Here is a 24835-nt window from a genome sequence, read left to right as displayed (position 1 = left end):
GTCTCCTCCAGTTGGGCCAGGCGGGTCGGCCGGCCGTCACGCCGCACGCGCACGCTCGGCGAGCGCGGCGACGCGGATCGGGGTGGTGCGGGTCGCGCGGCACGGGGCCGGATGCGACGTGTGCTCGAAAACCGGTTGAAGCGTGCAGCGGGCGTCGCATCCGCGCGACGGTGTGTGCATCCGGAAACCGTGTCGATGCGCATGTGCAGGTAGTGCGACGCGACCGTTGCCGGGCACGCGATGCTGAGGCGCGACTACCTGCCGGCGCACCGAAGCGGGGCAGCGCGACAGGTCCGTCAAATCATGCCGCGGCGCATCGTGCCGCTGCGGCCAGCACTCATCCAAACGGTCGGCGACGACACGTGCCGTTCGATTTCGATCGACCACGCGCATGACGTTAAGCATCCCCGCGCGGGCAGCCGTTTGAAATGAAATGCGGGCTGCGCGCATCGCATCCGGATCACCCGGTCGGCACGCGGCCTGCAGAACCTGGCGCTGCATCGTCGTCACTCCCGTTTCGCAACGGATCGGCTTCTCGTGGCCGGCGCGTCGCGCCAAGCGAATCGATACATCTTAAATTTAGTTCACGCGAGCGTTTAGAGGAATCGCTCTTGAATCGGCGCGCCGCGCGCGCGACGGCCATTCCTACAATGCCCGAACATTACAAGAGGGGACGCGGTCGCTTGGCGGCCTTCCATGACACGACGGAGACGTGACATGCAATACGACTACATCATCGTCGGCGGCGGTTCGGGCGGGTCGAGCCTGGCAGGCCGTCTCGCCGATGCCTGCCCCGATGCGACGATCGCGCTGATCGAGGCCGGCTCGCATACGGAGCGCAACCTGCTCGTCAACATGCCCGTCGGCATCGCGGCGCTGGTGCCGTTCAAGCTCGGCACGAACTACGGCTATGAGACGGTGCCGCAGCCGGGCCTCGGCGGGCGGCGCGGCTACCAGCCGCGCGGGCGCGGGATGGGCGGCTCGAGCGCGATCAACGCGATGATCTACACGCGCGGCCATCCGGGCGACTACGACGAATGGGCGCAGCTCGGCGCGACCGGCTGGGGCTGGCAGGACGTGCTGCCGTATTTCCGCCGCGCGGAAGGCAACGAACGCGGTGCCGATGCGTGGCACGGCGCGGACGGCCCGCTCACGGTGTCGGATCTGCGCTTTCGCAATCCGTTCTCCGAACGATTCACCCAGGCCGCGCATGCGGCCGGCTATCCGCTGAACGACGACTTCAACGGCGCGACGCAGGAAGGCGTCGGCTTCTACCAGGTTACGCACCGCGACGGCTCGCGCTGCAGCGTCGCCCGCGCGTATATCTACGGCCACGACCGGCCGAACCTGCATGTGATCACCGATGCGACGGTGCTGCGCGTCACGTTCGACGGCAAGCGTGCGGCCGGCGTCGCGGTCGCGCGCAACGGGCGCGTCGAGACGCTCGACGCGCGCGCGGAAGTGATCCTGTCGGCCGGCGCGTTCAATTCGCCGCAACTGCTGATGTGCTCGGGGATCGGCCCGGCGGAGCAGCTGCGCCGGCACGGGATCGCGGTCGTGCAGGATGCGCCGGACGTCGGCACGAACCTGATCGACCATATTGATTTCATCATCAATACGCGCGTGAATTCATCGGAACTGGTCGGCGTGTGCCTGCGCGGGATCGCGAAGATGACACCCGCGCTCGCGCGCTATTTCTCGAGCCGCACCGGGATGATGACGAGCAACGTCGCGGAGGCCGGCGGCTTCATCAAGAGCGACCCGTCGCTCGAGCGTCCCGACCTGCAGCTGCATTTCTGCACGGCGCTCGTGGACGACCACAACCGCAAGATGCACTGGGGTTTCGGCTATTCGCTGCACGTGTGCGCGCTGCGGCCGTTCAGCCGCGGCACGGTGGCGCTCGCGAGCGGCGATGCGCGCGACGCGCCGCTGATCGATCCGCGCTTCTTCAGCGATACGCGCGATCTCGACCTGCTCGTGCGCGGCACGCAGGCGATGCGCAAGATCCTGGCGCAGGCGCCGCTCGCGTCGCAGGGCGGGCGCGAGCTGTACACGCGGGCCGACCAGAGCGAAGCGGAACTGCGCAAGACGATCGTCGAGCATGCCGACACGATCTACCACCCGGTCGGCACCTGCCGGATGGGTTCGGACGCGCGTGCAGTCGTCGATCCGCAACTGCGCGTGCGCGGCGTCGAAGGGTTGCGTGTGGTGGATGCGTCGGTGATGCCGACGCTGGTCGGCGGGAATACGAATGCGCCGTCGGTGATGATCGGCGAACGCGCGGCGGATTTCATCGTCGCCACGCGCAAGGGCGCAGTGCCGCGCGGCGAGGCAGCCGCGGCGGTGCACGGCCGCTGAGCGGCGCGCGCACGGCGGCGGCCATGCTCAGGCAAACGTATCGACGAGGCCGGCGCGGCTCACGCTCGCGGCGGCCGGTGCGGATTGCGCAGCGCCGACCGGTGCATCGCCGGCTGACGATCCGCCGCTCCCGCGCCGCGACGACTGGCCGCCGGCGAAGGTCTGCTGCTGGCTTTGCTGCTGCGAGGCGAAGCCGCCGTCGCTGACGGTCGCGCTGCCGAGCCCGAGCCCGCCCGCTTCCATGGCCTCGCGCAGCTTCGGCAGCGCGGCTTCGACCGCTTCGCGCACCTGCGCGTGCTGCGACACGAACAGCGCATGCGCGTTGTTGTCCGCGACGCGCAGCACGACCTGCAGCGGCCCGAGATCGGCCGGATTGAGCGTCAGTTCGGCGCTCTGCTGGTGTGCATTCGACAGGAACACGACCTTCTGGCTCAGCGCGTCCGTCCAGTCCGGCGTGCTGATGTGCGGCGCGAGCACGTGCGCGTTCGCGGCGGCGATCGCCCCCGCGGCCGGCGACAGCTGCAGGTTCGCCTGGGCCGCGGCCGCCGCGGTGGCGCCGGCCGCGAGTGTCGCGCTGGCGGCCGGGTCCGCCGCGTCGCTGGCTGCCGCGAGCGCGTGCTGCTCGCCCGACTGCGCGTTCGCGTTGGCCTGCAGCGCCTGCGCGGTGGCTTGCACCGGCGCTTGCTGGGTGGCGAGCGCGCCCTTCGCGTCGGCGAGCGTGCGGTCGAAGGTCGGCACCTTCGGTGTAAGCGGCGCGGCGGTGCCGGCCGATGCGGTCGCCGCGGTCGCGGCGGGTGCGGACGCCGTCGTACCGGCTGCGGGCATCGCGATCGCGCCCGCGCCGCCCGTCAGCTTGGCGAGGGCCTCCTGCAGCACGTCGCGGCTCGTCGCCGGTGCGGCCTGTGTGGCCGCGGTAACGTCCTTGGCCGCGTGATCCATCAGCGTGGCCGTGGCATCGGGTTGGCCGGACACGGCCGTCTTTTGCGCAGCGGCCGCGGCGGCAGCCGCGTCGGCCGGCATCGCGTTGTCCGTGCGCGCCTGCAGTTGCGCCTGCACGGCCGCAGCCGCCGCGAGCGCGGCGGCGTCGGGGTTGGTGGCGGCGTTCGTGGTCGTATCGTCGGTCGTGTCGTCGTCTGCGGCGGCGGACGGCTTCGTGCCGGCGGCCGGTTTCGACGAAGCCTGTTGCGTCGACGCGTCCGGCACGCCGGCATTCGACGCATCGCGACGCGTGGCGACGCTTTGCTTCAGCGTCTGCGCGAACGGCACGGCGGTCGTCGCGGTCGCGGCATCGGTGCCGGCGGCGCTGGACGAACCCGCGCCGCGGGCGGCCTTGAGTGCGGTGCCGGCGGTGTCGAGCAACGCGCCGAGCAGGGGCAGGGGAGGCATGTCGGTTCTCTCGTTCGAATGCGGTGGTCGGTTACGACGAACGGGCCGCGTCGGCCCGCATGCGCAGGATCTTCGCGGCGTGTTCGTCGGCGTCGCGCTGTTCGCGCCGGGCGTCCCGTTTCGCTTCCTGCGCGACGCCGCGCGCCTGCAGGATTTCGAACGAGCCGACGGTGCGTTTCTTGTTTTGCCAGTTCGGGCGGGCTTCGTCGATACGGACGTCGGCCGCGGCCAGCACGTTGCGCTGCTGCGCGATCGCGGCGTCGAGCGTATCGATGAACGCCTGGAAATTGCGCCAGTTGCCGGCCGGCATCCCGTGCTGCGCGGATTGCGAGAAGCGCGCGTGGTATTCGTCGCGATAGCGCAGCAGTGCGTCGAGCTGCTCGGCGGCCGCGGTGCGGTCGCGCTGCGCGGTGCCGAGCTGCTTCGTCGCGGAGTCGAGATCTTCCTGCGCGCGGTCGAGCAGCAACTGAAGAGGAAAGCCGTGTGCCATCGGGATCAGCCTCCGTAAGCGTCGAACAGTGCATCGAGCCCGGCAAGGCTCGACGCGAACGGTGCGCACTCGCGAAAGCCCTGCTGCAGGAACGCCTCGATGCGCGGATAGAGCGCGATCGCGCGGTCGAGCTGCGCGTCGCGGCCGGGCGCGTACGCGCCGACCGCGATCAGGTCGCGATTGCGCTGGTAGCGCGACAGCATCTGTTTGAACTGCCGGACGTGGTCGAGGTGCGTTTCGTCGATCAGCGCGGTCATCGCGCGGCTGATCGACGCCTCGATGTCGATCGCCGGATAGTGGCCGGCCTCGGCGAGCGCGCGCGATAGCACGACGTGGCCGTCGAGGATCGCGCGCGCCGAATCGGCGATCGGGTCCTGCTGGTCGTCGCCTTCGGTCAGCACCGTGTAGAACGCGGTGATCGAGCCGCCGCCCTCCGGCCCGTTGCCGGTGCGCTCGACGAGCGCGGGCAGCTTCGCGAACACCGACGGCGGATAGCCCTTCGTTGCGGGCGGCTCGCCGATCGCCAGCGCGATCTCGCGCTGCGCCATCGCATAGCGCGTGAGCGAATCCATCAGCAGCAGCACGTGCTTGCCCTGGTCGCGGAAATACTCGGCGAGCGACGTCGCGTAGGCCGCGCCCTGCATCCGCAGCAGCGGCGACACGTCGGCCGGCGCCGCGACGACGACCGAGCGCGCGAGCCCGTCCTCGCCGAGGATCTGTTCGATGAATTCCTTCACTTCGCGGCCGCGTTCGCCGATCAGCCCGATCACGATCACTTCCGCGCTCGTATAGCGCGCCATCGTGCCGAGCAGTACCGACTTGCCGACGCCGGAGCCTGCGAACAGGCCCATCCGCTGCCCGCGGCCGACGGTGAGCAGCGCGTTGATCGCGCGCACGCCGACGTCGAGCACGTGGTGGATCGGTTCGCGCTCGAGCGGGTTGATCGACGGTGCCGACAGCGGCGCGTCGACCTTCGACGCGAGCGGGCCGAGGCCGTCGAGCGGGCGGCCCGATGCGTCGACGACGCGCCCGAGCATTTCCCAGCCGACCGGCAGCCGCTTCGCGCCCGCGAGCGGATCGGCGACGGGCGCGCTTTCGCGCGGCCACACGCGTGCGCCGGGCAGCACGCCCGCGACGTCGGTGGTCGGCATCAGGAACAGGCGATCGCCGGCGAAGCCGACGACTTCGGCTTCCGCGTGCGGCAGCGTGCTGCCGGGCGGCAGTTCGATCGTGCATTCGGCGCCGACCGACAGGCGCAGCCCGATCGCTTCCAGCACGAGGCCGGCCGCGCGCGTCAGGCGCCCGCACGGGCGTAGCGGCAGCGCGCGCTGGCTGCGCGCGGCGAGCCCGTTCAAATGGGTGCGCCAGTGCGCGAGATGCGGGTTGTGCGGTGCGCGCGGCGTGGCGTCGGCCGTATCGGCCGCTGCAGCGGTGGCGTGCGGGGTGGTGGGTGCGGTGTCCAGCGCGGCGTTGTGCGCGTCCGGGCCGAACGACGCGAGCGCGAGTTCGCGCTCCAGCGGCGTCATGCCGTCGTGCGCGAGCGCCTCGGGCGGCCGCGTCACCACGTGCTCACCTTGCCGATCGCGGCGGCGACGCGCTGCCAGCGCGTGGGCAGCGTCGCGTCGACCTCGCCGGTCGCGGCGTGCGCGCGGCAGCCGCCGCGCTCGATCGACGCGTCGGTGCGCACGTTCCAGCCGAGCGCATCGAGATCGTCCTGCAGATAGGCTTCGACGACGGGCAGGTCGGCCGGATTCACCGCGAGATGCGGCGCGCCGGACAGCGCGGGCTCGGCCGCGAGCACGTCGCGCACGGCGGCCACCAGCGCGGCCGGATCGTGCTTCACGTGCTGGCGCACGACCTGCTGCGCGATGTCGAGCGCGAGCTGCGCGATGTCGGCGGCCAGATCGTGCTCGACGGTCGACACGGCCTCGCGGAACGACGCGGCGAGCGCCGCGAGCTGCGCGGCCTGTTCACGCGCGTCGGCCTGGCCGGCTTCGAAACCCTGTTCGCGGCCCTGCTCGAAACCGGCCTGGTAGCCGAGCGCCTGGCCTTCGACGTGGCCGGCCGCATGGCCTTCGGCGTGCGCGGCGTCGCGCACGCGCTGCAGTTCCTCGGCGAGCGCGGCGGCGGCCGCTGCCGCGTCGTCGGGCGGCGGCGGGGGCGGCGGCGGGTCGAACGACGCCATCTCCCACCGCTGGTAGGCGGTGAGGGTGCCCGCGCGATCGCTCGCCGAATCAGACATACGCGTCTTCCGCCTTGCCGCCGATCGCGATCGCGCCGCTCTCGGCCAGGTTGCGCACGATCTGCAGGATGCGGCGCTGCTGCGTTTCGACGTCGGACACGCGCACCGGGCCGCGCGCGTCGAGATCCTCGGCGAGCAGTTCGGCCGCGCGCTGCGACATGTTCGCGAGGAACTTCTGGCGCAGTGCCGGCGGCGCGCCCTTCAGTGCGATGATCAGCGTTTCCGACTCGACTTCCTTGAGCACCATCTGGATCGCGCGATCCTCGAGGTCGAGCAGGTTCTCGAACACGAACATCTGGTCGATGATCTTCTGCGCGAGTTCGGCGTCGTACTGGCGCACGCTTTCGAGCACGCCTTCCTCATGCACGCTCGTCATGAAGTTCAGGATCTCGGCCGCGGTGCGGATGCCGCCCATCGGGCTGCGCTTCAGGTTGTCGCTGCCGGACAGCAGGCCCGTCAGCACGTCGTCGAGTTCGCGCAGCGCGGCCGGCTGGATGCCGTCGAGCGTCGCGATCCGCAGGATCACGTCGTTACGCAGCCGCTCGGTGAAGCACGACGCGATTTCCGACGCCTGGTCGCGGTCGAGGTGCACGAGGATCGTCGCGATGATCTGCGGATGCTCGTTCTTGATCAGTTCGGCCACCGCGGCCGAATCCATCCACTTCAGGCCCTCGATGCCGCTCGTGTCGCTGCCCTGCAGGATGCGGTCGATCAGCACGCCGGCCTTGTCCTCGCCGAGCGCCTTGGTCAGCACCGAGCGGATGTAGTCGCTCGAATCGAGCGACAGCGCGGTGTGCTGCTCCGCTTCCTTCGCGAATTCGTGCAGCACGTCCTCGACCTGCTCGCGCGTGACGTTCTTCAGCGCGGCCATCGCGGCGCCGATCTTCTGGACCTCGCGCGGCGCGAGGAACTTGAATACCTGCGCGGCCTCTTCCTCGCCGATCGACATCAGCAGGAGCGCGCTCTTGGTCAAGCCTTCAGCGTTCATCGGACACCCAGTTCTTCACGACGGTGGCGACGATCTTCGGATCCTGGCGGGCGATCGTGCGCGCGTAGTCGAGGTTGCGTTCGTAACGGTTCTTCTCGCTCTCGAACCCGAGCAGCAGCGAGTCGGGTTCCTCGGCCTTCTCCGGCGCCGGCAGGCCGTCGAGCGCGACCGGATCTTCCGGCGCGGCGAGCGCCGGCGCGGCCGGCTCGGGCGGCGGGAACGCGCGGCGCATCGCCGGGCGCACGAACATGAAGTAGAGCGCTGCAGCGGCCGCCGCGATGCCGAGCCACTTCGCCGCTTCCTTCGCCATCGCGATCATGTCCGGTTGGCGCCACCACGGCAGGTCGGCGTACGGGTCGCTCGCGGTCGAGAACGCGCTGTTCACGACGTTCACCGAGTCGCCGCGCTTCGCGTCGTAGCCCATCGCATCCTTCACGAGCTGTTCGACCTGCGCGAGCTTCGCGGGCGGCAGCGGCTGCATCGTCACGTGGCCCTTCGCGTCGGCGACCGGCTGGTAGTTGACGACGACCGCGACCGACAGCCGCTTCACGCTGCCCATCGGCTGTTCGAGGTGGCGGATCGTCTTGTCGACTTCGTAGTTGGTCGTCTGGTCCTTGCGGTCGCTCACCGGCGTCGTCTGCGGCGCGTTCGCGCCGTTGCCGGCGACGATCGGCGCGGAAGCCGGCTGCGGCGGCGTGTTCGACAGCGCGCCCGGCACGCCCGACGCGCCGCCCTGCGCGAGTTCGGTCGAGCTGCTGGTCTGCTGGCTGCGGATCGCGGATTGCTGCGGATTGCCGTTCGGGCCGTAGCTTTCCGACGTCTGCTCGAGCTTCGAGAAATCGAGGTCCGCGCTGACCTGCGAGCGCGCGTTGCCCGCGCCGAAGATCGGCGCGAGGATCGCGTCGATGCGCTTCTGCGTGTTGTGCTCGACCTGCTGCACGTACTTGAGCTGGCTCGCGTCGAGGCCCGATGCCGAGGCGGTCTGGGTCAGCAGGTTGCCGTCCTGGTCGACGATCGTCACGTTCTTCGCGGGCATGTCGGGCACGCCGGACGACACCATCCGCGTGATCGCCTGGACCTGGCCCTCGTCGAGCACGCGGCCCGGGTAGAGGTCGATGAACACCGACGCGCTCGGCGCTTCCTTGTCGCGCACGAACACCGACGGCTTCGGGATCGCGAGATGGACGCGCGCGCCGCGCACCGCGTTGATCGATTCGATGGTGCGCTGCAGCTCGCCTTCGAGCGCGCGCTGGTAGTTGATCTGCTCGGCGAACTGGCTGATGCCGAATTTCTGGTTGTCCATCAGCTCGAAGCCGACCGAGCCGCCCTTCGGCAGCCCCATCGCGGCGAGCTTCAGGCGCGTTTCATGCACCTGGTTCGACGGCACGAGGATCGCGCCGCCGGCATCGGCGAACTTGTAGGGAACGTTTGCCTGCTGGAGCGCGGCAATGATCGCACCGCCGTCGCGATCCGACAGGTTGCTGTACAGCACGCGGTAGTCGGGCGCGCGGCTCCACAGCACGAGCGCGGTGATGACTGCGACCGCGAATGCGACGGCGATCAGGAACGGCAGCTTCGGGTTGCCCTTCATCCGCGAGATGCCGGGGATGCGTTCCGCGAAGCCGCCAAGCCCGAAGTCCGCGCCTGCGCCACCCACGCCTGGCAACGCGGCGGCCGCGGCGGCGCCGGGCGCCGGGCTGGCGAGGCCCGCGCGGGCGTCTGGGTTGATCAGCGAGTTGGCCTGCGAATCCATGCGTCGAGTTTCTCCGGAGCGGGACGACTGAGCTCGCTCGGACGAGCGGGCGGACAATGACACGATGCGATTATCGTGACCCGGGCCGCACTCCGATCGACCGAAAAGAGCGGGGTTTCCCCCGTACTTTCGCGGCTTTGACGCGCGGCGCGCTGCTATCCTTTTTCGGAATCCGGCATGGCGCGCGTGGTGCGGCGCCGGCGGATCTCCCGGTGCGTCCGGGTCTCTCTCTCAGTTTTGGGGACAGCATGACTGCGAACGTCAGCGGAATCGGTTCGGTGTTGCAACAGATGCAGTCGATGGCCGCGCAGGCGTCGGGCGGCGTCGCGAGCCCGACGGCGGCACTGGCCGGCTCGGGCGCGGCGACAGCCAGCACGTTCGCCAGCGCGATGAAGGCGTCGCTCGACAAGATCAGCGGCGACCAGCAGCACGCGCTCGGCGAGGCGCAGGCGTTCGAGGTCGGCGCGCCGAACGTGTCGCTGAACGACGTGATGGTCGACATGCAGAAAGCCAACATCGGCTTCCAGTTCGGGCTCCAGGTCCGCAACAAGCTGGTGAGCGCTTACAACGACATCATGCAGATGGCGGTTTGACACGGCGGCTATTCAGGGAAAGCGATCCGTGGACGGCCATCCGGCCTGAGCTGCGGGCCGGCCTTGCTGCGCCAGGCGGCACGCGCCGCTTGCCTAAAGCTTTCCAAATCCCTTCCGATAACTCCGGTGAAGGCCGCGTCGTGCGATGCACGGCGGCGGTTCCCGTATAGCCAAGGCACAACAAGGAGAAGCGCATGTTTTCCCCAGGACACGCTGGAGCCAGTGCATACGCGCGTGTCGGCGTCGAGACCGGGGTGATGGGCGCTTCCCCGCACCGGTTGATCGCGATGCTGTACCAGGGTGCGCGGCAGGCGGTTGCGCTGGCGCGCATGCATTTGCAGCAAGGCAATGTGTCCGCGCGCGGCGAAGCGATCGGCAAGGCGATCCGGATCGTCGACAGCGGGCTGAAGGCGTCGCTGAACCTCGATGCGGGCGGCGAGATCGCGGCGCGGCTGGACGCGCTGTATGCGTATATCACCCGGCGTCTGCTCGAAGCCAATGCGCAGGCGAGCGACACGATGCTGGTCGAAGTCGACGGGCTGCTCGCGACGCTCGAGGAAGCATGGACGGGGATCGCCCCGGAAGTCGCGCGGATGGCCGCACAACAGGCAGTGGAAGCATCACGATGAATCGCAAGGCCGAATACTTCGAACGTTACGAGGCGCTCGCCGCCGTGTCGGGCCGAATGCTGGGCGCTGCCCGCAGCGCCGACTGGAGCGCGTTGCCGGAGTTGCAGGCCGAATTCATGCAGCTGGTCGACGGATTGAAGGAGGCCGATCCGGGCGTCGTGCTCGACGAATCGGATCTCGGCCGCAAGCTCGACCTGATCCGCCGCATCCTGGCCGACGACGCCGCGATTCGCGATCTCGCGAGCCCGGACCTCGCGCGGCTGTCCGCGCTGTTCGAGGCGCGGCGCTCGACCAAGGTATTGACCGATCTCTACCGCGCGCGCGGGTAGGGCCCGTTTCCGGGGAAACGGGCGCGGGGCGCACGCCTCCGCTGGCGCACGCGCGCAGTTCCCGCGGACGGCACCGGCGTGCCGTTACCGGATTCGCAACGATGTGGCTGAGATGAGCAGGCTCCGATCATGACCGGTATCGACTCCGTTGCGGCGGCCCTGCTGGCGAGCCGCCTCGACAGCCTGCTGACCGGCACCGTGTCGGCACCCGCCAGCGGCGGCGCGACCTCGCAGGTCGGCACGCCGGGCAACGGCGCGTCGTCCACGCCTTCGGCCGGCAGTCCGCCTGCCGCGCCGCCGGCTTCCACCCAGACCGCCCTGTCCGATGTCGGGCGCGTGCTCGACGCGATCTCGCGCGCGGGCGGCGACGCGACCCCGGCCGTTGTCGGGCGCGCGCCGCTGCTGGCCGACCCCACCGTGCTGCTGACCGATACGGCTGCGCCGGCCCGCGCGCCAGCCGCCGCCGATCCGGCTGCGGCCTCCACGCCGGCTTCGGCTTCGGCTGCTGCGTCGTCGGCTGCGGCGGCGCGCGACGCGGCTGCGACGTTGCCCGTCGCGGCGCTGCGCGCGGCGCTCGCGCAGGCCGTGAGCGAAAGCGGCCTTTTCTACGAATCCCATCTCGCGCAGTGGCTGGCCGGCCAGCGTCCGCTCGCGGCGCTGATGCGCGAGCCGCAGGCGCGCCTCGCGGCCGCGCTCGCGCCGGCCGATCCGGATGCCGCCCAGCATGGCTCGACCGATCCGCTCGACGAGCTGCTCGCGCAGCGCCCGCCATTGCCTGCGTCCGCGCGCGCCGCCGCGCAGCCGGGCGCGCCGGCCCAGGGCGGTGCGCCGGCGCGGGATCCCGCACAGGCGTTGCCGGCAGGCGCGCGGCAAGGGGCGCCGCTGCCGCACGATACGGCCGATCTGCTCGGCGACCGGCCCGATGCGCGCTGGACGCCCGCGCGGGCCGAGCTGGCCACCGCGTCGTCCGATGCGCAGGCGCAGACGCTCGCGACCGTGCATCCGGCCGCCGTGCCGCTCGTCAGGCAGCAGCTCGACGCGCTCGCGACCGACCAGTTCCGCTGGGCGGGCGAGGCGTGGCCCGGCGCGCGGCTCGACTGGACGATCGAGCCCGACGATCCGGGCAACCGTGCGCCGCACGGCGACGGCGACACGGGAGACGGCATCGCGTGGCGCACGCGCCTCACGCTGACGTTGCCGTCGCTCGGCACGGTCGACGCGGAGCTGGTGCTGAACGGCACGCAGCTCGTCGCGCGGCTGCGGGCGAACCAGACGGGTGCCGACCGGCTCACGCGGCACGAGGCGGCGCTGCGGCAACGGCTCGAAGTGTCGGGGCTCAAGGTGGGCGGGCTGTCGATCCGCGCGGTCGACGACGGCCCGGACGGCTTCGACCTGTTTGCGGCCCAGGCGGCGGCCGCCGCGTATGCACGCGGTTCGGCGTCGACGTCGATCCTGGCCAGCGGCCCGGCGACGCGTGCGCCGGATACCGACGACGAGGTGCTGTCATGAGCATGACGTCCCGCAAGCGCGCGGCCGCGCTCGTCTATGATCCGCAGGGCGGCGATGCCGCGCCGCGCGTGGTCGCAAAGGGCTACGGCGCGCTCGCCGAGATGATCGTTGCGCGCGCGCATGATGCCGGGCTATACGTGCATACGGCGCCGGAGATGGTGTCGCTGCTGATGCAGGTCGATCTCGACGACCGGATTCCGCCGCAGCTCTACCAGGCGGTCGCGGATCTGCTCGCGTGGCTGTACTCGCTCGACCGTACCGAACCCGCGCCGGACGCCGCCGCATCGCGCTTTCCGCTGCCGCCGTTGCGCTGAACGGCGCTGCGCCGCGCGATTTCTTACGAAATGCCGCCTTGACCTTGCAAGGTCATTCTGTCGGTATTTTTCGCCTATCGATCGGCATCGTGCTGCAACGCTCGCGCTTCGCCCGCATTTCCTCGCTCGACGAGCTTGCCGCTCCGTATCCGGGCGGATTGAGCATGCAATAGATTTGTGTAATGATATCCATTCTCATTTTCATACTGCCCGGGCGGCGCGCACGCTTTGCGCGCCGCCCGTTGTTTTGAACGAATGGAATCACTCGCGTGAACGCGCCCGAAACGATCAATCCGTCCAAGACGGGGACTTCCCGCGCCGGCGTCACCGTGCTGCACCCGGCGGCCCGCCCGCTGAGCGACGACGAACTGGCCGCGCGCCGCCAGCGTTCGCGCCGCGCGACCTTCATCAAGTGGTTGCGCAAGGTGCATGGCTGGGTCGGGCTGTGGGGCGCGGTGCTCGGGCTGCTGTTCGGCGTGACGGGCGTGCTGCTCAACCACCGCGCGCCGCCGCTGAAGATTTCGACCGGCGAGCCGCAGGTCGAGGAGATGCAGATCGCGCTGCCGGATCCGGCGCCGAAGACGCCCGCCGCGATGACGAAGTGGCTGCAGCACGAACTGCATTTCGACGGCAAGCCGGGCCGCATGCGCAAGGAGCCGGCGCAGCCCGTCGCATGGGGCGACAAGCGCGTGATGCAGCCGGAGCACTGGCAGATGGGCCTGTTCGGCCCGCACCAGAACGTGCAGGCCGAATACTGGGTCGGCAACGGCTACGTCGCGGTGAAACGCACCGGCAACACGTTCCTGACGACGCTGAACAACCTGCATCGCGGCGTCGGGATGAATCTCGGCTGGGTGCTGCTGATGGACACGATCGCGGGCTCGCTGATCCTGCTGTCGCTGACCGGCGTGCTGCTGTGGACCGAGCTGAACAAGCGCCGCACGGTCGGCGTCGTGCTGGTGGTCGGTTCGGTCGCCGCGGCGCTGGCCGCCGGCCTGACCTGATCGGCGGCACGCGCCGGCCTGGCGCCGGCGCGTGCGCTTTCGTCGATTTCGTTCGCTTCCGTCCGCTTCGCCCGTCGCGGACGCCTGCCTGGCGCGACCGCGCGCCGGCGTCGCCAGCGATCAGAGGCCGCAGGCCGCGCCGCTGTTCGCCGCGATCTCGCGCGCGGCCTTCGCGCCCTCGACCTGCAGGATCGTCGGCAGCGACACGTTGTTCTTCGCGGCGGTAATCTCGGCGAGGATCGAGATCGCGATTTCCGGCGGCGTCCGGCTGCCGATGTAGATGCCGGCCGGCCCGTGCAGCCGGGCCAGTTCCGCTTCGTTCAGGTCGAATTCGCGCAGCCGCTCGCGCCGTGCCGCATTGTTGCGCCGCGAGCCGAGCGCGCCCACGTAGAACGCGGGCGTCTTCAGCGCCTCCATCAGCGCGAGATCGTCGAGCTTCGGGTCGTGCGTGAGCGCGATCACCGCCGAACGCGCATCGAGGTTCATGTCGAGCACCGTATCGTCGGGCATCGTGTGCACGACGCGCGTACCCGGCACGTCCCACGCATCCGTGTATTCCTCGCGCGGATCGCACACCGTCACCTGGTAGTCGAGCCCGACCGCGATCTGGCACAGATAGCGCGACAACTGGCCGGCGCCGATCACGAGCATCCGGTAGCGCGGCCCGTGGATCGTCACGAGCCGCTCGCCGTCGAACGCGAGCCCGTCGGCTGCCTGCGCCGGCGACAGCGATGCGCGGCCGGTCGCGAGCGTCATCGTGCGCGTGACGAGGCGGCCGGCCTCGACTTCCGCGCACAGCGCGGCAATCCCGCTGTCGCGCGTGAGCGGCTCGAGCACGAGCTGGATCGTGCCGCCGCACGGCAGCCCGAAACGGTGCGCTTCCTCGGCCGTCACGCCGTACTTGAGCGCTTCCGGGCGCGCGTCGGCCGCGATCCCGCTTGCGTGCACCCGGGTGATCAGGTCGTCCTCGATACACCCGCCGGACACGGAGCCGACCACGAGCCCGTCCTCGCGCACCGCGAGCATCGCGCCTTCGGGGCGGGGCGACGAGCCCCACGTCTTCACGACCGTCACGAGCAGCACGCGGCGCCCTTCTTCGAGCCATCGCGCGCTGGATTTCAATACATCGAGATCGACGCTTTCCATCATCTTCTTCCTGTTGCCGGGCGACACCGCCGATGCGGGCCGCCGTTCGATGGCGCGATTATGAACCGCGCGGCGCGCACGTGCAGGCGGCGCGCTGGCTCGTGCGGGCAAATCCGGAGAATCGGGCAAGATATTGCGACGATCGGACAGCGGTCGATCGGGGGAGCGGCGCCGCGGCCGGTTCGGGAACGCGCGGGGCACCAGTGATGGGCCCGCGCGGTGTTCGTCGCGACGCGCGGCCTGCGCGCGCCGATACGTCGCTCAGTGCGCGTCGTGGCGACCGTGCGCGAGCTTCGAGTGGTGGCGCGAATACAGGAAGTAGATCACGAGGCCGATCACGAGCCAGATGCCGAACGCGGCCCACGTGACGGGCTGCAGGTTCAGCATCAGGAACAGGCACGACGCGACCGCGAGGATCGGCACCACCGGCACGCCGGGGCAGCGGAACGCACGCGGCAGGTCGGGGTGCGTGCGGCGCAGCACGAGCACGGCGATCGACACCATCGAGAACGCGGCGAGCGTGCCGATGTTGATCAGCTCGGCGAGCACGTTGAGCGGCACGAGCGCGGCGATCAGCCCGAAGAACAGGCCGACGAGCCAGGTCGTCAGGAACGGCGTCGCGTAGCGCGGGTGCACGCGCGACAGCGCTGCCGGCAGCAGCCCGTCGCGCGACATCGCGAAGATCACGCGTGTCTGGCCGTAGCTCATCACGAGGATCACGGTCAGCATGCCGAGCACGGCGCCGAGATCGATGAAGCCTGCCACCCACGTCTCGCCGGCCTTCTGCAGCGCGTACGAGATCGGGTGCGAGATGTTCGCGTACTGGGCCGACGGCACGATGCCGGTCGCGACCGCGGCGACCGTCACGTACAGCACCGCGCACACCGCGAGCGACGCGATGATGCCGATCGGCAGGTCGCGTTTCGGGTTCTTCACTTCCTCGGCCGCCGACGACACCGCGTCGAAGCCGATGAACGCGAAGAACATCACGGCCGCCGCGCCGAACACGCCGTTCCAGCCGTGCGGCATGAACGGCTTCCAGTTCGCGGGCGTCACGTGGAACACGCCGACCGCGATCACGAGCAGCACGACCGACACCTTGATGAACACCATGATGTTGTTGATGCGGGTCGACTCGCGGATGCCGATCGACAGCAGCGTCGTGATCACGATCATCACGAGGAACGCGGGCAGGTTGAACCACGTGACGACGCCCGGCACCGCACCGGGCGCGGCCGTCAGCACGGTGGGCAGCGTGAGCCCGAAGCCCTGCAGCAGCGACTGCAGGTAGCCCGACCAGCCGACCGACACGGCCGACGACGCGAGGCCGTATTCGAGCATCAGGTCCCAGCCGATGATCCACGCGACGAGCTCGCCGAGCGTGGCGTACGAATACGTGTAGATCGAGCCGGCGACGGGAATGGTGGACGCGAATTCCGCGTACGACAGCGCGGCGAGGCCGCACGCGATCGCGGCGATCACGAACGACAGCATCAGGGCGGGGCCGGCCTGCACGGCGCCGGTACCGGTCAGCACGAAGATGCCGGTGCCGATGATCGCGCCGATGCCGAGGAAGGTGAGGTCGATCGCGCCGAGCGCTTTCTTGAGCCCGGCGGCATGCGCGCCGGCGATCATGCGATCGACGTTTTTCTTGCGGAAGAGAGACATTGCGGATGAATCGCCAGCGCGCGCGGGCGCGGTAGCGCTGACTGAGTGAAAACCCGTAATTTTAGCCGATTTGGCGCGCAAGACCCGCTGCAGCGCAGCGCTGTGTCACAAAATCGTCCGATAAAACAAGCGCTTGCGCTTCAGGCGGGCGACAGCGGGCGGCGACGCGGCAGGTGCCGCGTCGCTGGCCCGGACCAATCGGGCGAAACGTGGGGGAATCAGGCGCCGGCCGTGGGCGCCATGTCGACGAGCCGGTTGCTCATCACGTAGAACGTGAGCTCCGCGTTGTTCGACAGCCGCATCTTCTCGAGCAGCCGCGAGCGGTACACGCTCACCGTCTTCACGGACAGCGACAGCGTGTTCGCGATGTCGGTGAGCCGCTTGCCCGATGCGAGCATGCAGAGCGTCTGGTATTCGCGGTCGGACAGTTTCTCGTGCGGCAGCGGTTCGTTCTCGAACGACACGTATTCGGCGAGCGCCTCGGCCATCGCGGGGCTCACGTACTTGCGGCCGGCCGCGACCTGCTGGATCGCGCCGATCATCTGCGCGGCGTTGACCGTCTTCGACAGGTAGCCGGCCGCGCCGGCCTTCAGCGCGCGCACCGCGTACTGATCCTCGCGATACATCGAGAACATCAGCACCGGCGTGCGCGACAGCTTGCGCTTGAGGCGCTTGAGCACCTCGATGCCGTTCGTGTCCGGCAGCGAGATGTCGAGCAGGATCACGTCGAATTCCTGTTTGTCGACGGCGGCCATCGCGTCGCCGCCGGTTTCGGCCTCGGTGACGTCGCGCGCGACGCCACGGTCGATCAGCAACTGGCGGATCCCTTGCCGGACGATCGCGTGATCGTCCACGAGCAGGATGTTCAGGCTCATGGCTACCTCACGAAAGCGACGCGCGGCGGGCCGCGACAGGCACCGCGAGCAGCGAATCCCAAGCGAAGCGCGCGGTGACGCGCGTGCCGTGGCCGGTGGCCGGCGTGGCCGTCTCGAAGCTGCCGCCGAACGCCTCGCAGCGGGCGCGCATGCCGGCCAGGCCGTAGCCGGTACGGCGGCTCCGCGAGAAACCGGTCCCATCGTCGGAGACAATCAGTGACAGGTGCGTGCCGTCGGTGGCGATGCGCACGTCGACCGACGTCGCGCGTGCGTGCTTCGCGACGTTCGACAACGCTTCCTGCGCGACGCGGAACACCGCGAGCGCGCCGGCGCCGGCGAGCTGCGTCAGGCGCGCGTCGGCCGCACAGACGAAGCTGGTGCGCAGGCCCGTGCGGGCCGCATGAGTGTCGGCCCACGACGACAGCGCGCCGACCAGGCCCGCGTCGAGCGCCGGCGTGCCGCGCTCGTCGATCAGCCGGCGATTCGCGTCGGTCGCGGCGTCGAGCGCCTGCTGCGCCAGCGCCAGTGCGCGCAGGCAACCCTCCGGCGCATCGGCCGGCAGCCACGTTTGAACGTTTGCGAGCGCGAAACGCGCAGCGGTGAGTTCGGCACCGAGCCCGTCGTGCAGCTCGCCGGCCAGATGGCGGCGGGCCGCTTCGTCGGCGGCGAGCAACTGGGCAGACAGCGCTGCGATCCGCGCGGCGGAGGCGCCACGTTTCGGCGCGGCGTCGGCAATGGGCGGAGTCGCGACGCAGCCCGGCACGCGCTGTTGCGACGGGAACGGGGCGTGGGCGCCCAAAGGCGCGTTAAGCGACGTATCCATGACTCTCCCTGCTGTCAGAAAGCGGTTCAGACACCGGCTGGCTGCGTGGATCGGCTGCCGTTTCGATGACGGTCGCCACCAGAGAATCGCCCCCTGCCGAGGTAACAAAAGTTACGTCTTGTAACACTTGCATCCGACCCTTCCACTCTCATCCGAACGGCAACCACGCGCGGCGAATAATATCTCAAAATTTCTGAAAAGGTCATGTCAGGCGGACATTTAAGGGTAAATGTGAATAATCGGAATGAAGGTGTTGTAGGAAAAACACTGACACCCGAGCACCGGACGATGACGTATCCAAATGTAACTATTTGAGATGGGATGATCCCAATTTGTTACGAATTCGCCAAGTAGGGACGAAAAAAAACCGGAGCTTTTGCTCCGGTTTTTGATGATGCGCAAATTTGGGGATCGATCAGTCGACGAACGCGCGCTCGATCACGTAGTGGCCCGGTGCGCTGTTCTTGCCTTCGACGAGGCCGGCCTGCTTCAGCAGCTCGGTCGTGTCCTTCAGCATCGCGGTGCTGCCGCACAGCATCACGCGGTCGTTTTCCGGCGAGAACGGCGGGACGTCGAGATCCGTGAACAGCTTGCCCGTCGCGATCAGGTCGGTGATCCGGCCTTCGTTGTCGAACGCTTCGCGCGTGACCGTCGGGTAGTAGACGAGCTTTTCCTTGATGATGTCGCCCAAGTACTCGTGGCCCGGCAGGTCGTGCTTGATGTAGTCCATGTACGCGAGCTCGCCCTTCAGGCGGCACGTGTGCGTCAGGATCACCTTGTCGAAGCGGTCGTAGATGTCCGGATCGCGGATGATCGACATGAACGGCGCGAGGCCCGTGCCCGTCGACAGCATCCACAGCGTCTTGCCCGGCAGCAGGTTGTCGGCGACCAGCGTGCCCGTCGGCTTCTTGCCGATCAGCACCGTGTCGCCCACCTTCAGGTGCTGCAGGCGCGACGTCAGCGGGCCGTTCTGCACCTTGATGCTGAAGAATTCGAGATGCTCTTCGTAGTTCGGGCTGACGATCGAGTAGGCGCGCGCGAGGGGCTTGCCGTCGACCTCGAGGCCGACCATCGTGAATTCGCCGTTGTTGAAGCGCAGGCTCGCCTCACGGGTGCAGGTGAAGCTGAACAGCGTGTCGGTCCAGTGATGGACGGATTGGACGGTGGCGGTGTCGTATTTGCTCATGGCTTTGAAAACGGACGCGCGTAGCGAACGCGAGTAACGGGCCCAAAAACGGGCAAAAAAAACCGAGTGCGACGGCCCGATCACGGATCGGCCGGCCGGCGCGTCGGACACGCGCCTTCTCGATGACAGACGATTGAGGAACTCGTTATTTTACCCTGTTGACGCGGATCGCGGGCTTGACCCCCGTGGCCGCGCGGATTTGGCGCAACGAATTATTTCAATCGCCTTTCAGTTTTTCGGCCGTGAGCGGGCCGAGGTCGGAGCGCTATTGCGGATCGAGGCGCAGGCGCGCGATGTACGGCAGGTGGTCCGACAGCCACGCGGCTTCGCCGGACGGCGCGCGCCATTCGAGCGGCGTCAGCCCGCGCACGAACATCTTGTCGAGCGCGAGCGCCGGCGAGAACGCGGGGAACGTGCGGCCCGATTCGCCGAGCAGCGTCGCGACCTCGGACAACCCGATCTCGCCGAACAGCGCGACCGAATCGTTGCGCCAGTCGTTGAAGTCGCCGGCGAGCATCAGCGGGCCGTCGCCTGCGTTGCGCACGATCCAGTGCGCGATCCAGTGCATCTGGCGCAACCGTGCCGCGCGCGTGAGCGCGAGGTGCGCGCACAGCAGCGTGACCGGCCGGGCGCCCGCGAGCGTCGCGCGCGCGACCAGCAACCCGCGCCGCTCGAAACGGTGCGCGGAGATGTCCCAGCGGCCGCCGAGGTCGAGCGGATGCGGTGACAGGATGGCGTTGCCGTGCCGCCACGACGGCTTGAACACGTTCGGCCCGAGCGCGATCTGCCAGTCGAGCGCATGTGCGATCTCGGTGGCCTGGCAGTGCCAGATGTCGTCGACCGAGTCGTCCATCGGTGCGCCGAAGCCGGGCGCGAGCACGGGGCGCGGCATGCGGCGCGCCATCGCTTCCTGCAGGAAATACACGTCGGCGTGCGTCGACTGCATCCAGTTGCGCATCGCGTTCCACGCGGTAAAGCCGAGCGGCGAGCGGCCCTTGTGCAGGTTCCAGCTCACCGCGGTGATTTCGTCGGGTGCGGCGTGCGGTTCGGCGAACGGCAGGGACAGGGCGTCGGCGGACATGACGCTCAATCCTTCGCGACGTGCGCACGCACGCGGTACACGAGGTGCGGATGTTGCTCGACGAGCGTCCAGTCGGTCCACGCATCGGCGCCGACTGTCAGGCCGGGGTGACTCGCGACGATTTGCCGCGGCGACGCGGGCACGCACGGATCGGCCGGCTTCGCGCCTTCGTCGTCGATCGTTTCCTGCACGTCGAGCGCGAGCGACACCGTGTTCGCGCCGGCATCGACGGTGAGCGGCGCGACCGTCACCGTGCGCGAACGCTCGGTCGGCACGACGCGCGCGGCATTGCCGCAGCCGACCGGCACGGCGGACGGATAGCGATGGGTATCGGTACGGGTCTGACCCACGGTGGTGCGCTGCTGGAACGTGTCGATGGTCTGACCGTCGCGTACCACCTGGATCTCCCATGCGACGGAGGCCGGTGCGGGGCTCTGCGCATGGGCGGCGAGCGCGACGCTCGCGAGCAGGACGGCCAGGCCGTGTTTCAGCATGAAACGTCTCCGGAAACGCGGAATAGCGGGGAACGGACGCACATCTTACGCCCGATCGATTTCGGTCGCGATGTGACGGGACGCGTCGCCGCAGGTTCGCCGCACGATGCGTTCCTGTTCGAAAGGTAAGGCCGCGTCATGCGTTTTCAAGCGAAAAAGCGCGTGAACTCGGCAACGGGCGCGCGCTCGGTGACGAGGCGGTTCTCGATCGCGTCGGGATCCGCATGGCCGAGCGACATCCCGCACACCAGCTGTTCGTTGGCGGGAATGCCGAGGTGTTCGGTAATGATCCGGTGAAACGGCACGAGCGCGGCCTGCGGGCAGGTATCGAGCCCGCGTGCGCGCGCGGCCGTCATCACGCCCTGCAGGAACATCCCGCAGTCGAGCCAGGCACCGTAGGTCATCACGCGGTCAAGCGTGAAGAACAGCGCGACCGGCGCATCGAAGAAGCGGAAGTTGCGGGCGTGCTGCGCATGCATGCGCGCCTTCTCGTCGCGGCCGATGTTCAACAGCCCGTACAGGTCCCAGCCGACCTTGCGGCGCCGGTCGATATACGGCGACACCCACTCGCGCGGGTAGTAGTCGTACTCGGCGACGTACTTCTCGTCGCGCGCGGGATCGTCGTGGGCCGCGGTGAGCGCGGCGGCGAGCGCATCGCGCGTGGCGCCCGTCGCGACGTACACGCGCCACGGCTGGATGTTGGTGCCCGACGGCGCGCGGCTCGCGGCTTCGAGGATCGCCTCGAGCGTGTCGCGCGGCACCGGCGTCGGCAGGAACGCGCGGACCGCACGGCGCGACGTGAGCGCCGCGTCGACGGCGTCGATCGCATCGGCATCGACGCGCGGGACAGCAGTGGGGACGGACATCGGCATACCTTCGGGACGGAGTCCGACGCGCCGTGCGGGCGCGGTCGGCCAGGCCGGTGCGGCGGGTGGGTGAACCGACGATCATACGCCGCGGCGCGCCGGCGTGCAGTGCGCGCGGGTGTTAGCAGCAGACTCGCGTGGCTGCTTGCTTGCGCGGGGATGCGGGATCGCTACACTGAAATCGTAAGGGTCTGATGGTCATGTGACGGCACGCGGCAGCGAGGTTGGTATGACGACGGCGATGGTGAAACAGGAACTGGCGGTGGCATCCTTCAGCACGGTGTACGACCTCGAGCAGGTCGAGACGGCGCTGAGCGACCTGAACGAGAGCGCGAGCGACGCATTGCGCGCCACCTACGAGAGGATGCTCAAGACGGGCAATCTGCGCTTCTGCGTGAAGCCGAACCGGATGCCGTCGTTCGACGCGCTCGGCGAGGCATTGCCCAATTTCGCCGAGCCGCTCGAAGACGTGCGCAAGCAGGTCGCGCTGTGCCTCGAAACGGAGGACCGGCTCGAACTGATGCCGATCCTGCTGCTCGGGCCCCCGGGCATCGGCAAGACGCACTTCGCGAAGGCGCTCGCGCAACTCCTCGGCACCGCGTACCACTACGTGCCGATGAGTTCGCTGACGGCCGGCTGGATCCTGTCGGGTGCGTCGTCGCAATGGAAGAACGCGAAGCCCGGCAAGGTGTTCGATGCACTGGTGAACGGCAGCTACGCGAACCCGGTGATCGCGGTCGACGAGATCGACAAGGCCGGCAGCGATGCGCAATACGATCCGCTCGGCGCGCTGTATGCGTTGCTCGAGCACGACACCGCGCGCGCATTCATCGACGAATTCGCGGAAGTGCCGATCGATGCGGGCAACGTGATCTGGATCGCGACCGCGAACGAGGTGCACGCGATTCCGGAGCCGCTGCTCAACCGGATGAACGTGTACGAGATCGAGCCGCCCGATGCGGCCGGCGCGCGCCGGATCGCGCAGACGATCTACGACGAGATCCGCACGTCGCACGCGTGGGGGCGGCGCTTCCCGGACACCCTCGGCGACGACGCGCTCGACGTGCTGGCCGCGACCCCGCCGCGCACGATGCGCCGCGCGCTGCTGCACGCGTTCGGCGCCGCACGGCTCGACGGGCGCGACGCGATCGGGCCGCGCGACATCCGGGCCGACGAAGGCGCGGCGAAGCGCCGGCCGATCGGCTTCTGAACGCGCGGCGCGCGCACGGCCCCGGCCCTGGCGGCGTGCGCGCCGCGCAGTGCCGCGCGTCGCGCCGTGCACGGCGCGTCAAGCACGGCGGCGTCGCGAGACGCTGCACGACCTTCGGCAAGCGGATGAACCGGGACGTACAATTCCCTTCTCTCCCCTCGACGCGCTAGCGGCGCGAAACGTCATGGAGCAGATGGATTGTGTCGTGATCGGCGCGGGCGTCGTCGGTCTGGCGATTGCGCGCGAACTGGCCGCGCGCGGGCGTGAAACGCTCGTGCTCGAGGGCGCCGATGCGATCGGCACCGGTACGAGTTCGCGCAACAGCGAAGTGATCCACGCGGGGCTCTACTATCCGCGCGGGTCGCTGAAGGCGACGTCGTGCGTGCACGGGCGCGACCTGCTGTACGAATTCTGCGAGACCCATCATGTGCCGCACCGGCGCGCCGGCAAGCTGCTCGTCGCCACGAGCGCCGCGCAGGTGAAGCAGTTGAGGGCGATCGCCGCACGCGCGACCGAAAACGGCGTGCTCGACCTGATGCCGCTCACGCGCGCCGAGGCGCAGACGCTCGAGCCCGCGCTCGAATGCGTCGAGGCGCTGTTCTCGCCGTCCACCGGCATCGTCGACAGCCACCAGCTGATGCTCGCGTTGCTCGGCGACGCGGAGCGCGGAGGCGCCGTGTGCGCGCTGAAATCCCCGGTCGAATCGATCGACGTGCTGCGCGGCGGGCGCTTCGTCGTGCGCACGGGCGGCGACGCGCCGACCGAGATCGAGGCCGCCTGCGTGATCAACAGCGCGGGCCTCGGCGCGCAGGCGCTGGCGCGCCGCACGCGCGGCCTCGACCCGCGCTGGGTGCCGCCGCTCTATCTCGCGCGCGGCAACTACTTCAGCCTGTCGGGGCGCGCACCGTTTTCCCACCTGATCTACCCGATGCCCGACCGCGCGGGGCTCGGCGTGCACCTGACGCTCGACCTCGGCGGGCAGGCGCGCTTCGGCCCCGACGTCGAATGGATCGATGCGCTGCGCTATGAAGTCGATCCGGCGCGCGCGACCGCGTTCTACGCGTCGATCCGCGCGTTCTGGCCGGGCCTGCCGGATGGCGCGCTGCAGCCGGCGTATGCGGGCATCCGGCCCAAGCTCGCGGGCCCCGGCGAGCCGCCGGCCGATTTCATCGTGCAGGGCGCCGCGCAACATGGCGTGCGCGGGCTCGTGAACCTGTTCGGCATCGAGTCGCCGGGGCTCACCGCGTCGCTCGCGCTCGCGCAGCGGGTGGGCGACATGACGGCTTACCGCTGACGCGGCACGTATATGGCGGGGAAGTGGCGAATGCGTATCGGCCCTATGGCGGCCGTGTGAAATTCCTTATCTCTGGAATTTCGGCGCGCACATTTATTCGCTTGAGCGTTATTCTGTCGAACGGCTGTCGCCAGAACAGCTTTCAAACCGATAACGTTGGAGCGAGTCCCCCATGAAAACATCCCGTCGGAGTTTCCTGATTACGAGCATTGGTGCCGTGTCCGCGCTGGCGCTGTCGCGTGAAGCGCTGGCCGATGCGCCGATGCTCGCGGAAAGCGACCCGACCGCGACGGCACTCGGCTACAAGGCCGATGCGACGAAGGTCGACAAGACGAAGTACCCGAAATACGCGGCAGGCCAGGATTGCGCGGCCTGCATGCTGTACCAGGGCAAGAAGGGCTCGGCCTCGGGCCCGTGCGGCGCCTTCCCCGGCAAGCAGGTGTCGGCGAAGGGCTGGTGCAGCGCCTTCTCGAAGATGGGTTGAGGCCCGTGCGGCATCGTGCGATGCCGCATTGTGGCGAAAACCGCACAACGCCCGCCGTCGAAAGATGGCGGGCGTTTTTTATTGCTTGAAAACGGTTCCGTCGCTTTCTACAC

26 protein-coding genes are annotated in these 24835 nt (G+C 69.2%); 11 read left to right on the top strand and 15 right to left on the bottom strand.

The genetic code is table 11. The features are described from left to right. Positions 1–36: 36 nt before the first annotated feature. Entirely contained in the window at positions 37–510 is a 474-nt protein-coding gene (locus LGM56_RS34725) for a hypothetical protein (RefSeq protein ID WP_179254829.1), read from the bottom strand. A gap of 207 nt (positions 511–717) precedes the next feature. Between LGM56_RS34725 and LGM56_RS34720 the strand changes: the two genes are divergently transcribed. Next, positions 718–2358, top strand: a complete 1641-nt coding sequence (locus LGM56_RS34720; protein ID WP_226208031.1) for a GMC family oxidoreductase — start codon at positions 718–720, stop codon at positions 2356–2358. 27 nt (positions 2359–2385) lie between these two features. On the opposite strand, the gene LGM56_RS34715 is transcribed toward LGM56_RS34720, so the two are convergent. Genes LGM56_RS34715 through fliF form a run of 6 tightly spaced genes read right to left on the bottom strand, consistent with a single transcriptional unit; the run spans position 2386 to position 9217 of the window. Then, the gene (locus LGM56_RS34715; RefSeq protein ID WP_226208030.1) at positions 2386–3744 is read right to left on the bottom strand and encodes a flagellar hook-length control protein FliK; all 1359 of its coding nucleotides are present in this window, start codon (positions 3742–3744) and stop codon (positions 2386–2388) included. 31 nt (positions 3745–3775) lie between these two features. Next, the gene (fliJ, locus tag LGM56_RS34710; RefSeq protein ID WP_226208029.1) at positions 3776–4234 is read right to left on the bottom strand and encodes a flagellar export protein FliJ; all 459 of its coding nucleotides are present in this window, start codon (positions 4232–4234) and stop codon (positions 3776–3778) included. Positions 4235–4239: 5 nt separating this feature from the next. Beyond that, complete coding sequence (gene fliI / locus LGM56_RS34705; protein ID WP_264171072.1) at positions 4240–5760, bottom strand: flagellar protein export ATPase FliI; 1521 nt, start codon at positions 5758–5760, stop codon at positions 4240–4242. Between the two features lie 32 nt (positions 5761–5792). Then, positions 5793–6476, bottom strand: a complete 684-nt coding sequence (fliH, locus tag LGM56_RS34700; protein WP_089441241.1) for a flagellar assembly protein FliH — start codon at positions 6474–6476, stop codon at positions 5793–5795. Next, complete coding sequence (fliG, locus tag LGM56_RS34695; RefSeq protein ID WP_069249110.1) at positions 6469–7464, bottom strand: flagellar motor switch protein FliG; 996 nt, start codon at positions 7462–7464, stop codon at positions 6469–6471. Before fliG ends, fliH begins: the two co-directional genes overlap by 8 nt. Beyond that, on the bottom strand, positions 7454–9217 hold the full coding sequence (fliF, locus tag LGM56_RS34690) for a flagellar basal-body MS-ring/collar protein FliF (protein ID WP_089426552.1): 1764 nt from the start codon (positions 9215–9217) through the stop codon (positions 7454–7456). Before fliF ends, fliG begins: the two co-directional genes overlap by 11 nt. A gap of 248 nt (positions 9218–9465) precedes the next feature. Here fliF and fliE point away from each other — a divergent pair, with 248 nt between their 5' ends. From fliE to LGM56_RS34660, 7 genes are all read left to right on the top strand, one after another. After that, positions 9466–9810: a flagellar hook-basal body complex protein FliE gene (gene fliE, locus LGM56_RS34685; protein ID WP_046544213.1), complete on the top strand. Its 345-nt coding sequence runs from the start codon at positions 9466–9468 to the stop codon at positions 9808–9810. 194 nt (positions 9811–10004) lie between these two features. Beyond that, positions 10005–10439 (top strand): flagellar export chaperone FliS, encoded by a 435-nt coding sequence (gene fliS / locus LGM56_RS34680; protein WP_089495819.1) that lies wholly within the window; start codon positions 10005–10007, stop codon positions 10437–10439. Continuing rightward, positions 10436–10768, top strand: a complete 333-nt coding sequence (locus LGM56_RS34675; RefSeq protein WP_089426550.1) for a flagellar protein FliT — start codon at positions 10436–10438, stop codon at positions 10766–10768. The genes fliS and LGM56_RS34675 overlap by 4 nt, the downstream gene beginning before the upstream one ends. A 129-nt stretch (positions 10769–10897) precedes the next feature. Next, on the top strand, positions 10898–12277 hold the full coding sequence (locus LGM56_RS34670) for a flagellar hook-length control protein FliK (protein WP_226208028.1): 1380 nt from the start codon (positions 10898–10900) through the stop codon (positions 12275–12277). After that, positions 12274–12591, top strand: coding sequence for an EscU/YscU/HrcU family type III secretion system export apparatus switch protein (locus tag LGM56_RS34665; RefSeq protein WP_089495817.1), 318 nt, complete (start codon positions 12274–12276; stop codon positions 12589–12591). Before LGM56_RS34670 ends, LGM56_RS34665 begins: the two co-directional genes overlap by 4 nt. Before the next feature lie 38 nt (positions 12592–12629). Continuing rightward, a complete protein-coding gene (locus LGM56_RS36900) occupies positions 12630–12764 on the top strand; it encodes a hypothetical protein (protein ID WP_256990017.1) in 135 nt (44 codons plus the stop codon). A 96-nt stretch (positions 12765–12860) separates the two neighbouring features. Then, the gene (locus tag LGM56_RS34660; protein ID WP_089495816.1) at positions 12861–13595 is read left to right on the top strand and encodes a PepSY-associated TM helix domain-containing protein; all 735 of its coding nucleotides are present in this window, start codon (positions 12861–12863) and stop codon (positions 13593–13595) included. Between the two features lie 120 nt (positions 13596–13715). Here LGM56_RS34660 and LGM56_RS34655 read toward each other — a convergent pair whose 3' ends face one another. The 8 genes from LGM56_RS34655 to LGM56_RS34620 all read right to left on the bottom strand — a co-directional run bounded on the left by LGM56_RS34655 (position 13716) and on the right by LGM56_RS34620 (position 21734). Further along, positions 13716–14741, bottom strand: coding sequence for an XdhC family protein (locus LGM56_RS34655; RefSeq protein ID WP_089495815.1), 1026 nt, complete (start codon positions 14739–14741; stop codon positions 13716–13718). A gap of 261 nt (positions 14742–15002) precedes the next feature. After that, positions 15003–16409 (bottom strand): amino acid permease, encoded by a 1407-nt coding sequence (locus LGM56_RS34650; protein ID WP_226208027.1) that lies wholly within the window; start codon positions 16407–16409, stop codon positions 15003–15005. A 218-nt stretch (positions 16410–16627) separates the two neighbouring features. Further along, positions 16628–17284 (bottom strand): response regulator transcription factor RqpR, encoded by a 657-nt coding sequence (rqpR, locus tag LGM56_RS34645; protein WP_059232953.1) that lies wholly within the window; start codon positions 17282–17284, stop codon positions 16628–16630. A 7-nt stretch (positions 17285–17291) separates the two neighbouring features. After that, positions 17292–18107, bottom strand: coding sequence for a quorum system sensor histidine kinase RqpS (gene rqpS, locus LGM56_RS34640; protein WP_226208026.1), 816 nt, complete (start codon positions 18105–18107; stop codon positions 17292–17294). Positions 18108–18522: 415 nt separating this feature from the next. Continuing rightward, on the bottom strand, positions 18523–19293 hold the full coding sequence (locus LGM56_RS34635) for a ferredoxin--NADP reductase (protein ID WP_089426542.1): 771 nt from the start codon (positions 19291–19293) through the stop codon (positions 18523–18525). Between the two features lie 265 nt (positions 19294–19558). Further along, complete coding sequence (locus LGM56_RS34630) at positions 19559–20374, bottom strand: endonuclease/exonuclease/phosphatase family protein (protein WP_089495811.1); 816 nt, start codon at positions 20372–20374, stop codon at positions 19559–19561. Between the two features lie 5 nt (positions 20375–20379). Next, the gene (locus LGM56_RS34625; RefSeq protein ID WP_089441231.1) at positions 20380–20868 is read right to left on the bottom strand and encodes a hypothetical protein; all 489 of its coding nucleotides are present in this window, start codon (positions 20866–20868) and stop codon (positions 20380–20382) included. A 146-nt stretch (positions 20869–21014) separates the two neighbouring features. Further along, a complete protein-coding gene (locus tag LGM56_RS34620) occupies positions 21015–21734 on the bottom strand; it encodes a nitroreductase (RefSeq protein ID WP_226208025.1) in 720 nt (239 codons plus the stop codon). 229 nt (positions 21735–21963) lie between these two features. Between LGM56_RS34620 and LGM56_RS34615 the strand changes: the two genes are divergently transcribed. The 3 genes from LGM56_RS34615 (at position 21964) to LGM56_RS34605 (ending at position 24722) form a co-directional block, all read left to right on the top strand. Beyond that, a complete protein-coding gene (locus LGM56_RS34615) occupies positions 21964–22944 on the top strand; it encodes an AAA family ATPase (protein ID WP_226208024.1) in 981 nt (326 codons plus the stop codon). A gap of 184 nt (positions 22945–23128) precedes the next feature. Next, positions 23129–24238: an NAD(P)/FAD-dependent oxidoreductase gene (locus LGM56_RS34610; RefSeq protein WP_226208023.1), complete on the top strand. Its 1110-nt coding sequence runs from the start codon at positions 23129–23131 to the stop codon at positions 24236–24238. Between the two features lie 172 nt (positions 24239–24410). Continuing rightward, a complete protein-coding gene (locus LGM56_RS34605) occupies positions 24411–24722 on the top strand; it encodes a high-potential iron-sulfur protein (protein ID WP_039354792.1) in 312 nt (103 codons plus the stop codon). Positions 24723–24835: the final 113 nt, after the last annotated feature.

It is taken from the genome of Burkholderia sp. AU38729, from assembly GCF_020419725.1.
GTDB lineage: Bacteria > Pseudomonadota > Gammaproteobacteria > Burkholderiales > Burkholderiaceae > Burkholderia.
This window is presented reverse-complemented; position numbering and strand designations above follow the sequence as displayed.

What these genes read in the sequence shown, in the direction of transcription:
- LGM56_RS34720 (WP_226208031.1), top strand. Translation starts at nt 718, where the DNA reads ATGCAATACGACTACATCATCGTCGGCGGCGGTTCGGGCGGGTCGAGC.
- LGM56_RS34715 (WP_226208030.1), bottom strand. Translation starts at nt 3,744, where the DNA reads ATGCCTCCCCTGCCCCTGCTCGGCGCGTTGCTCGACACCGCCGGCACC.
- fliJ (WP_226208029.1), bottom strand. Translation starts at nt 4,234, where the DNA reads ATGGCACACGGCTTTCCTCTTCAGTTGCTGCTCGACCGCGCGCAGGAA.
- fliI (WP_264171072.1), bottom strand. Translation starts at nt 5,760, where the DNA reads ATGACGCCGCTGGAGCGCGAACTCGCGCTCGCGTCGTTCGGCCCGGAC.
- fliH (WP_089441241.1), bottom strand. Translation starts at nt 6,476, where the DNA reads ATGTCTGATTCGGCGAGCGATCGCGCGGGCACCCTCACCGCCTACCAG.
- fliG (WP_069249110.1), bottom strand. Translation starts at nt 7,464, where the DNA reads ATGAACGCTGAAGGCTTGACCAAGAGCGCGCTCCTGCTGATGTCGATC.
- fliF (WP_089426552.1), bottom strand. Translation starts at nt 9,217, where the DNA reads ATGGATTCGCAGGCCAACTCGCTGATCAACCCAGACGCCCGCGCGGGC.
- fliE (WP_046544213.1), top strand. Translation starts at nt 9,466, where the DNA reads ATGACTGCGAACGTCAGCGGAATCGGTTCGGTGTTGCAACAGATGCAG.
- fliS (WP_089495819.1), top strand. Translation starts at nt 10,005, where the DNA reads ATGTTTTCCCCAGGACACGCTGGAGCCAGTGCATACGCGCGTGTCGGC.
- LGM56_RS34675 (WP_089426550.1), top strand. Translation starts at nt 10,436, where the DNA reads ATGAATCGCAAGGCCGAATACTTCGAACGTTACGAGGCGCTCGCCGCC.
- LGM56_RS34670 (WP_226208028.1), top strand. Translation starts at nt 10,898, where the DNA reads ATGACCGGTATCGACTCCGTTGCGGCGGCCCTGCTGGCGAGCCGCCTC.
- LGM56_RS34665 (WP_089495817.1), top strand. Translation starts at nt 12,274, where the DNA reads ATGAGCATGACGTCCCGCAAGCGCGCGGCCGCGCTCGTCTATGATCCG.
- LGM56_RS34655 (WP_089495815.1), bottom strand. Translation starts at nt 14,741, where the DNA reads ATGGAAAGCGTCGATCTCGATGTATTGAAATCCAGCGCGCGATGGCTC.
- LGM56_RS34650 (WP_226208027.1), bottom strand. Translation starts at nt 16,409, where the DNA reads ATGTCTCTCTTCCGCAAGAAAAACGTCGATCGCATGATCGCCGGCGCG.
- rqpR (WP_059232953.1), bottom strand. Translation starts at nt 17,284, where the DNA reads ATGAGCCTGAACATCCTGCTCGTGGACGATCACGCGATCGTCCGGCAA.
- rqpS (WP_226208026.1), bottom strand. Translation starts at nt 18,107, where the DNA reads ATGGATACGTCGCTTAACGCGCCTTTGGGCGCCCACGCCCCGTTCCCG.
- LGM56_RS34635 (WP_089426542.1), bottom strand. Translation starts at nt 19,293, where the DNA reads ATGAGCAAATACGACACCGCCACCGTCCAATCCGTCCATCACTGGACC.
- LGM56_RS34630 (WP_089495811.1), bottom strand. Translation starts at nt 20,374, where the DNA reads ATGTCCGCCGACGCCCTGTCCCTGCCGTTCGCCGAACCGCACGCCGCA.
- LGM56_RS34625 (WP_089441231.1), bottom strand. Translation starts at nt 20,868, where the DNA reads ATGCTGAAACACGGCCTGGCCGTCCTGCTCGCGAGCGTCGCGCTCGCC.
- LGM56_RS34620 (WP_226208025.1), bottom strand. Translation starts at nt 21,734, where the DNA reads ATGTCCGTCCCCACTGCTGTCCCGCGCGTCGATGCCGATGCGATCGAC.
- LGM56_RS34615 (WP_226208024.1), top strand. Translation starts at nt 21,964, where the DNA reads ATGACGACGGCGATGGTGAAACAGGAACTGGCGGTGGCATCCTTCAGC.
- LGM56_RS34610 (WP_226208023.1), top strand. Translation starts at nt 23,129, where the DNA reads ATGGAGCAGATGGATTGTGTCGTGATCGGCGCGGGCGTCGTCGGTCTG.
- LGM56_RS34605 (WP_039354792.1), top strand. Translation starts at nt 24,411, where the DNA reads ATGAAAACATCCCGTCGGAGTTTCCTGATTACGAGCATTGGTGCCGTG.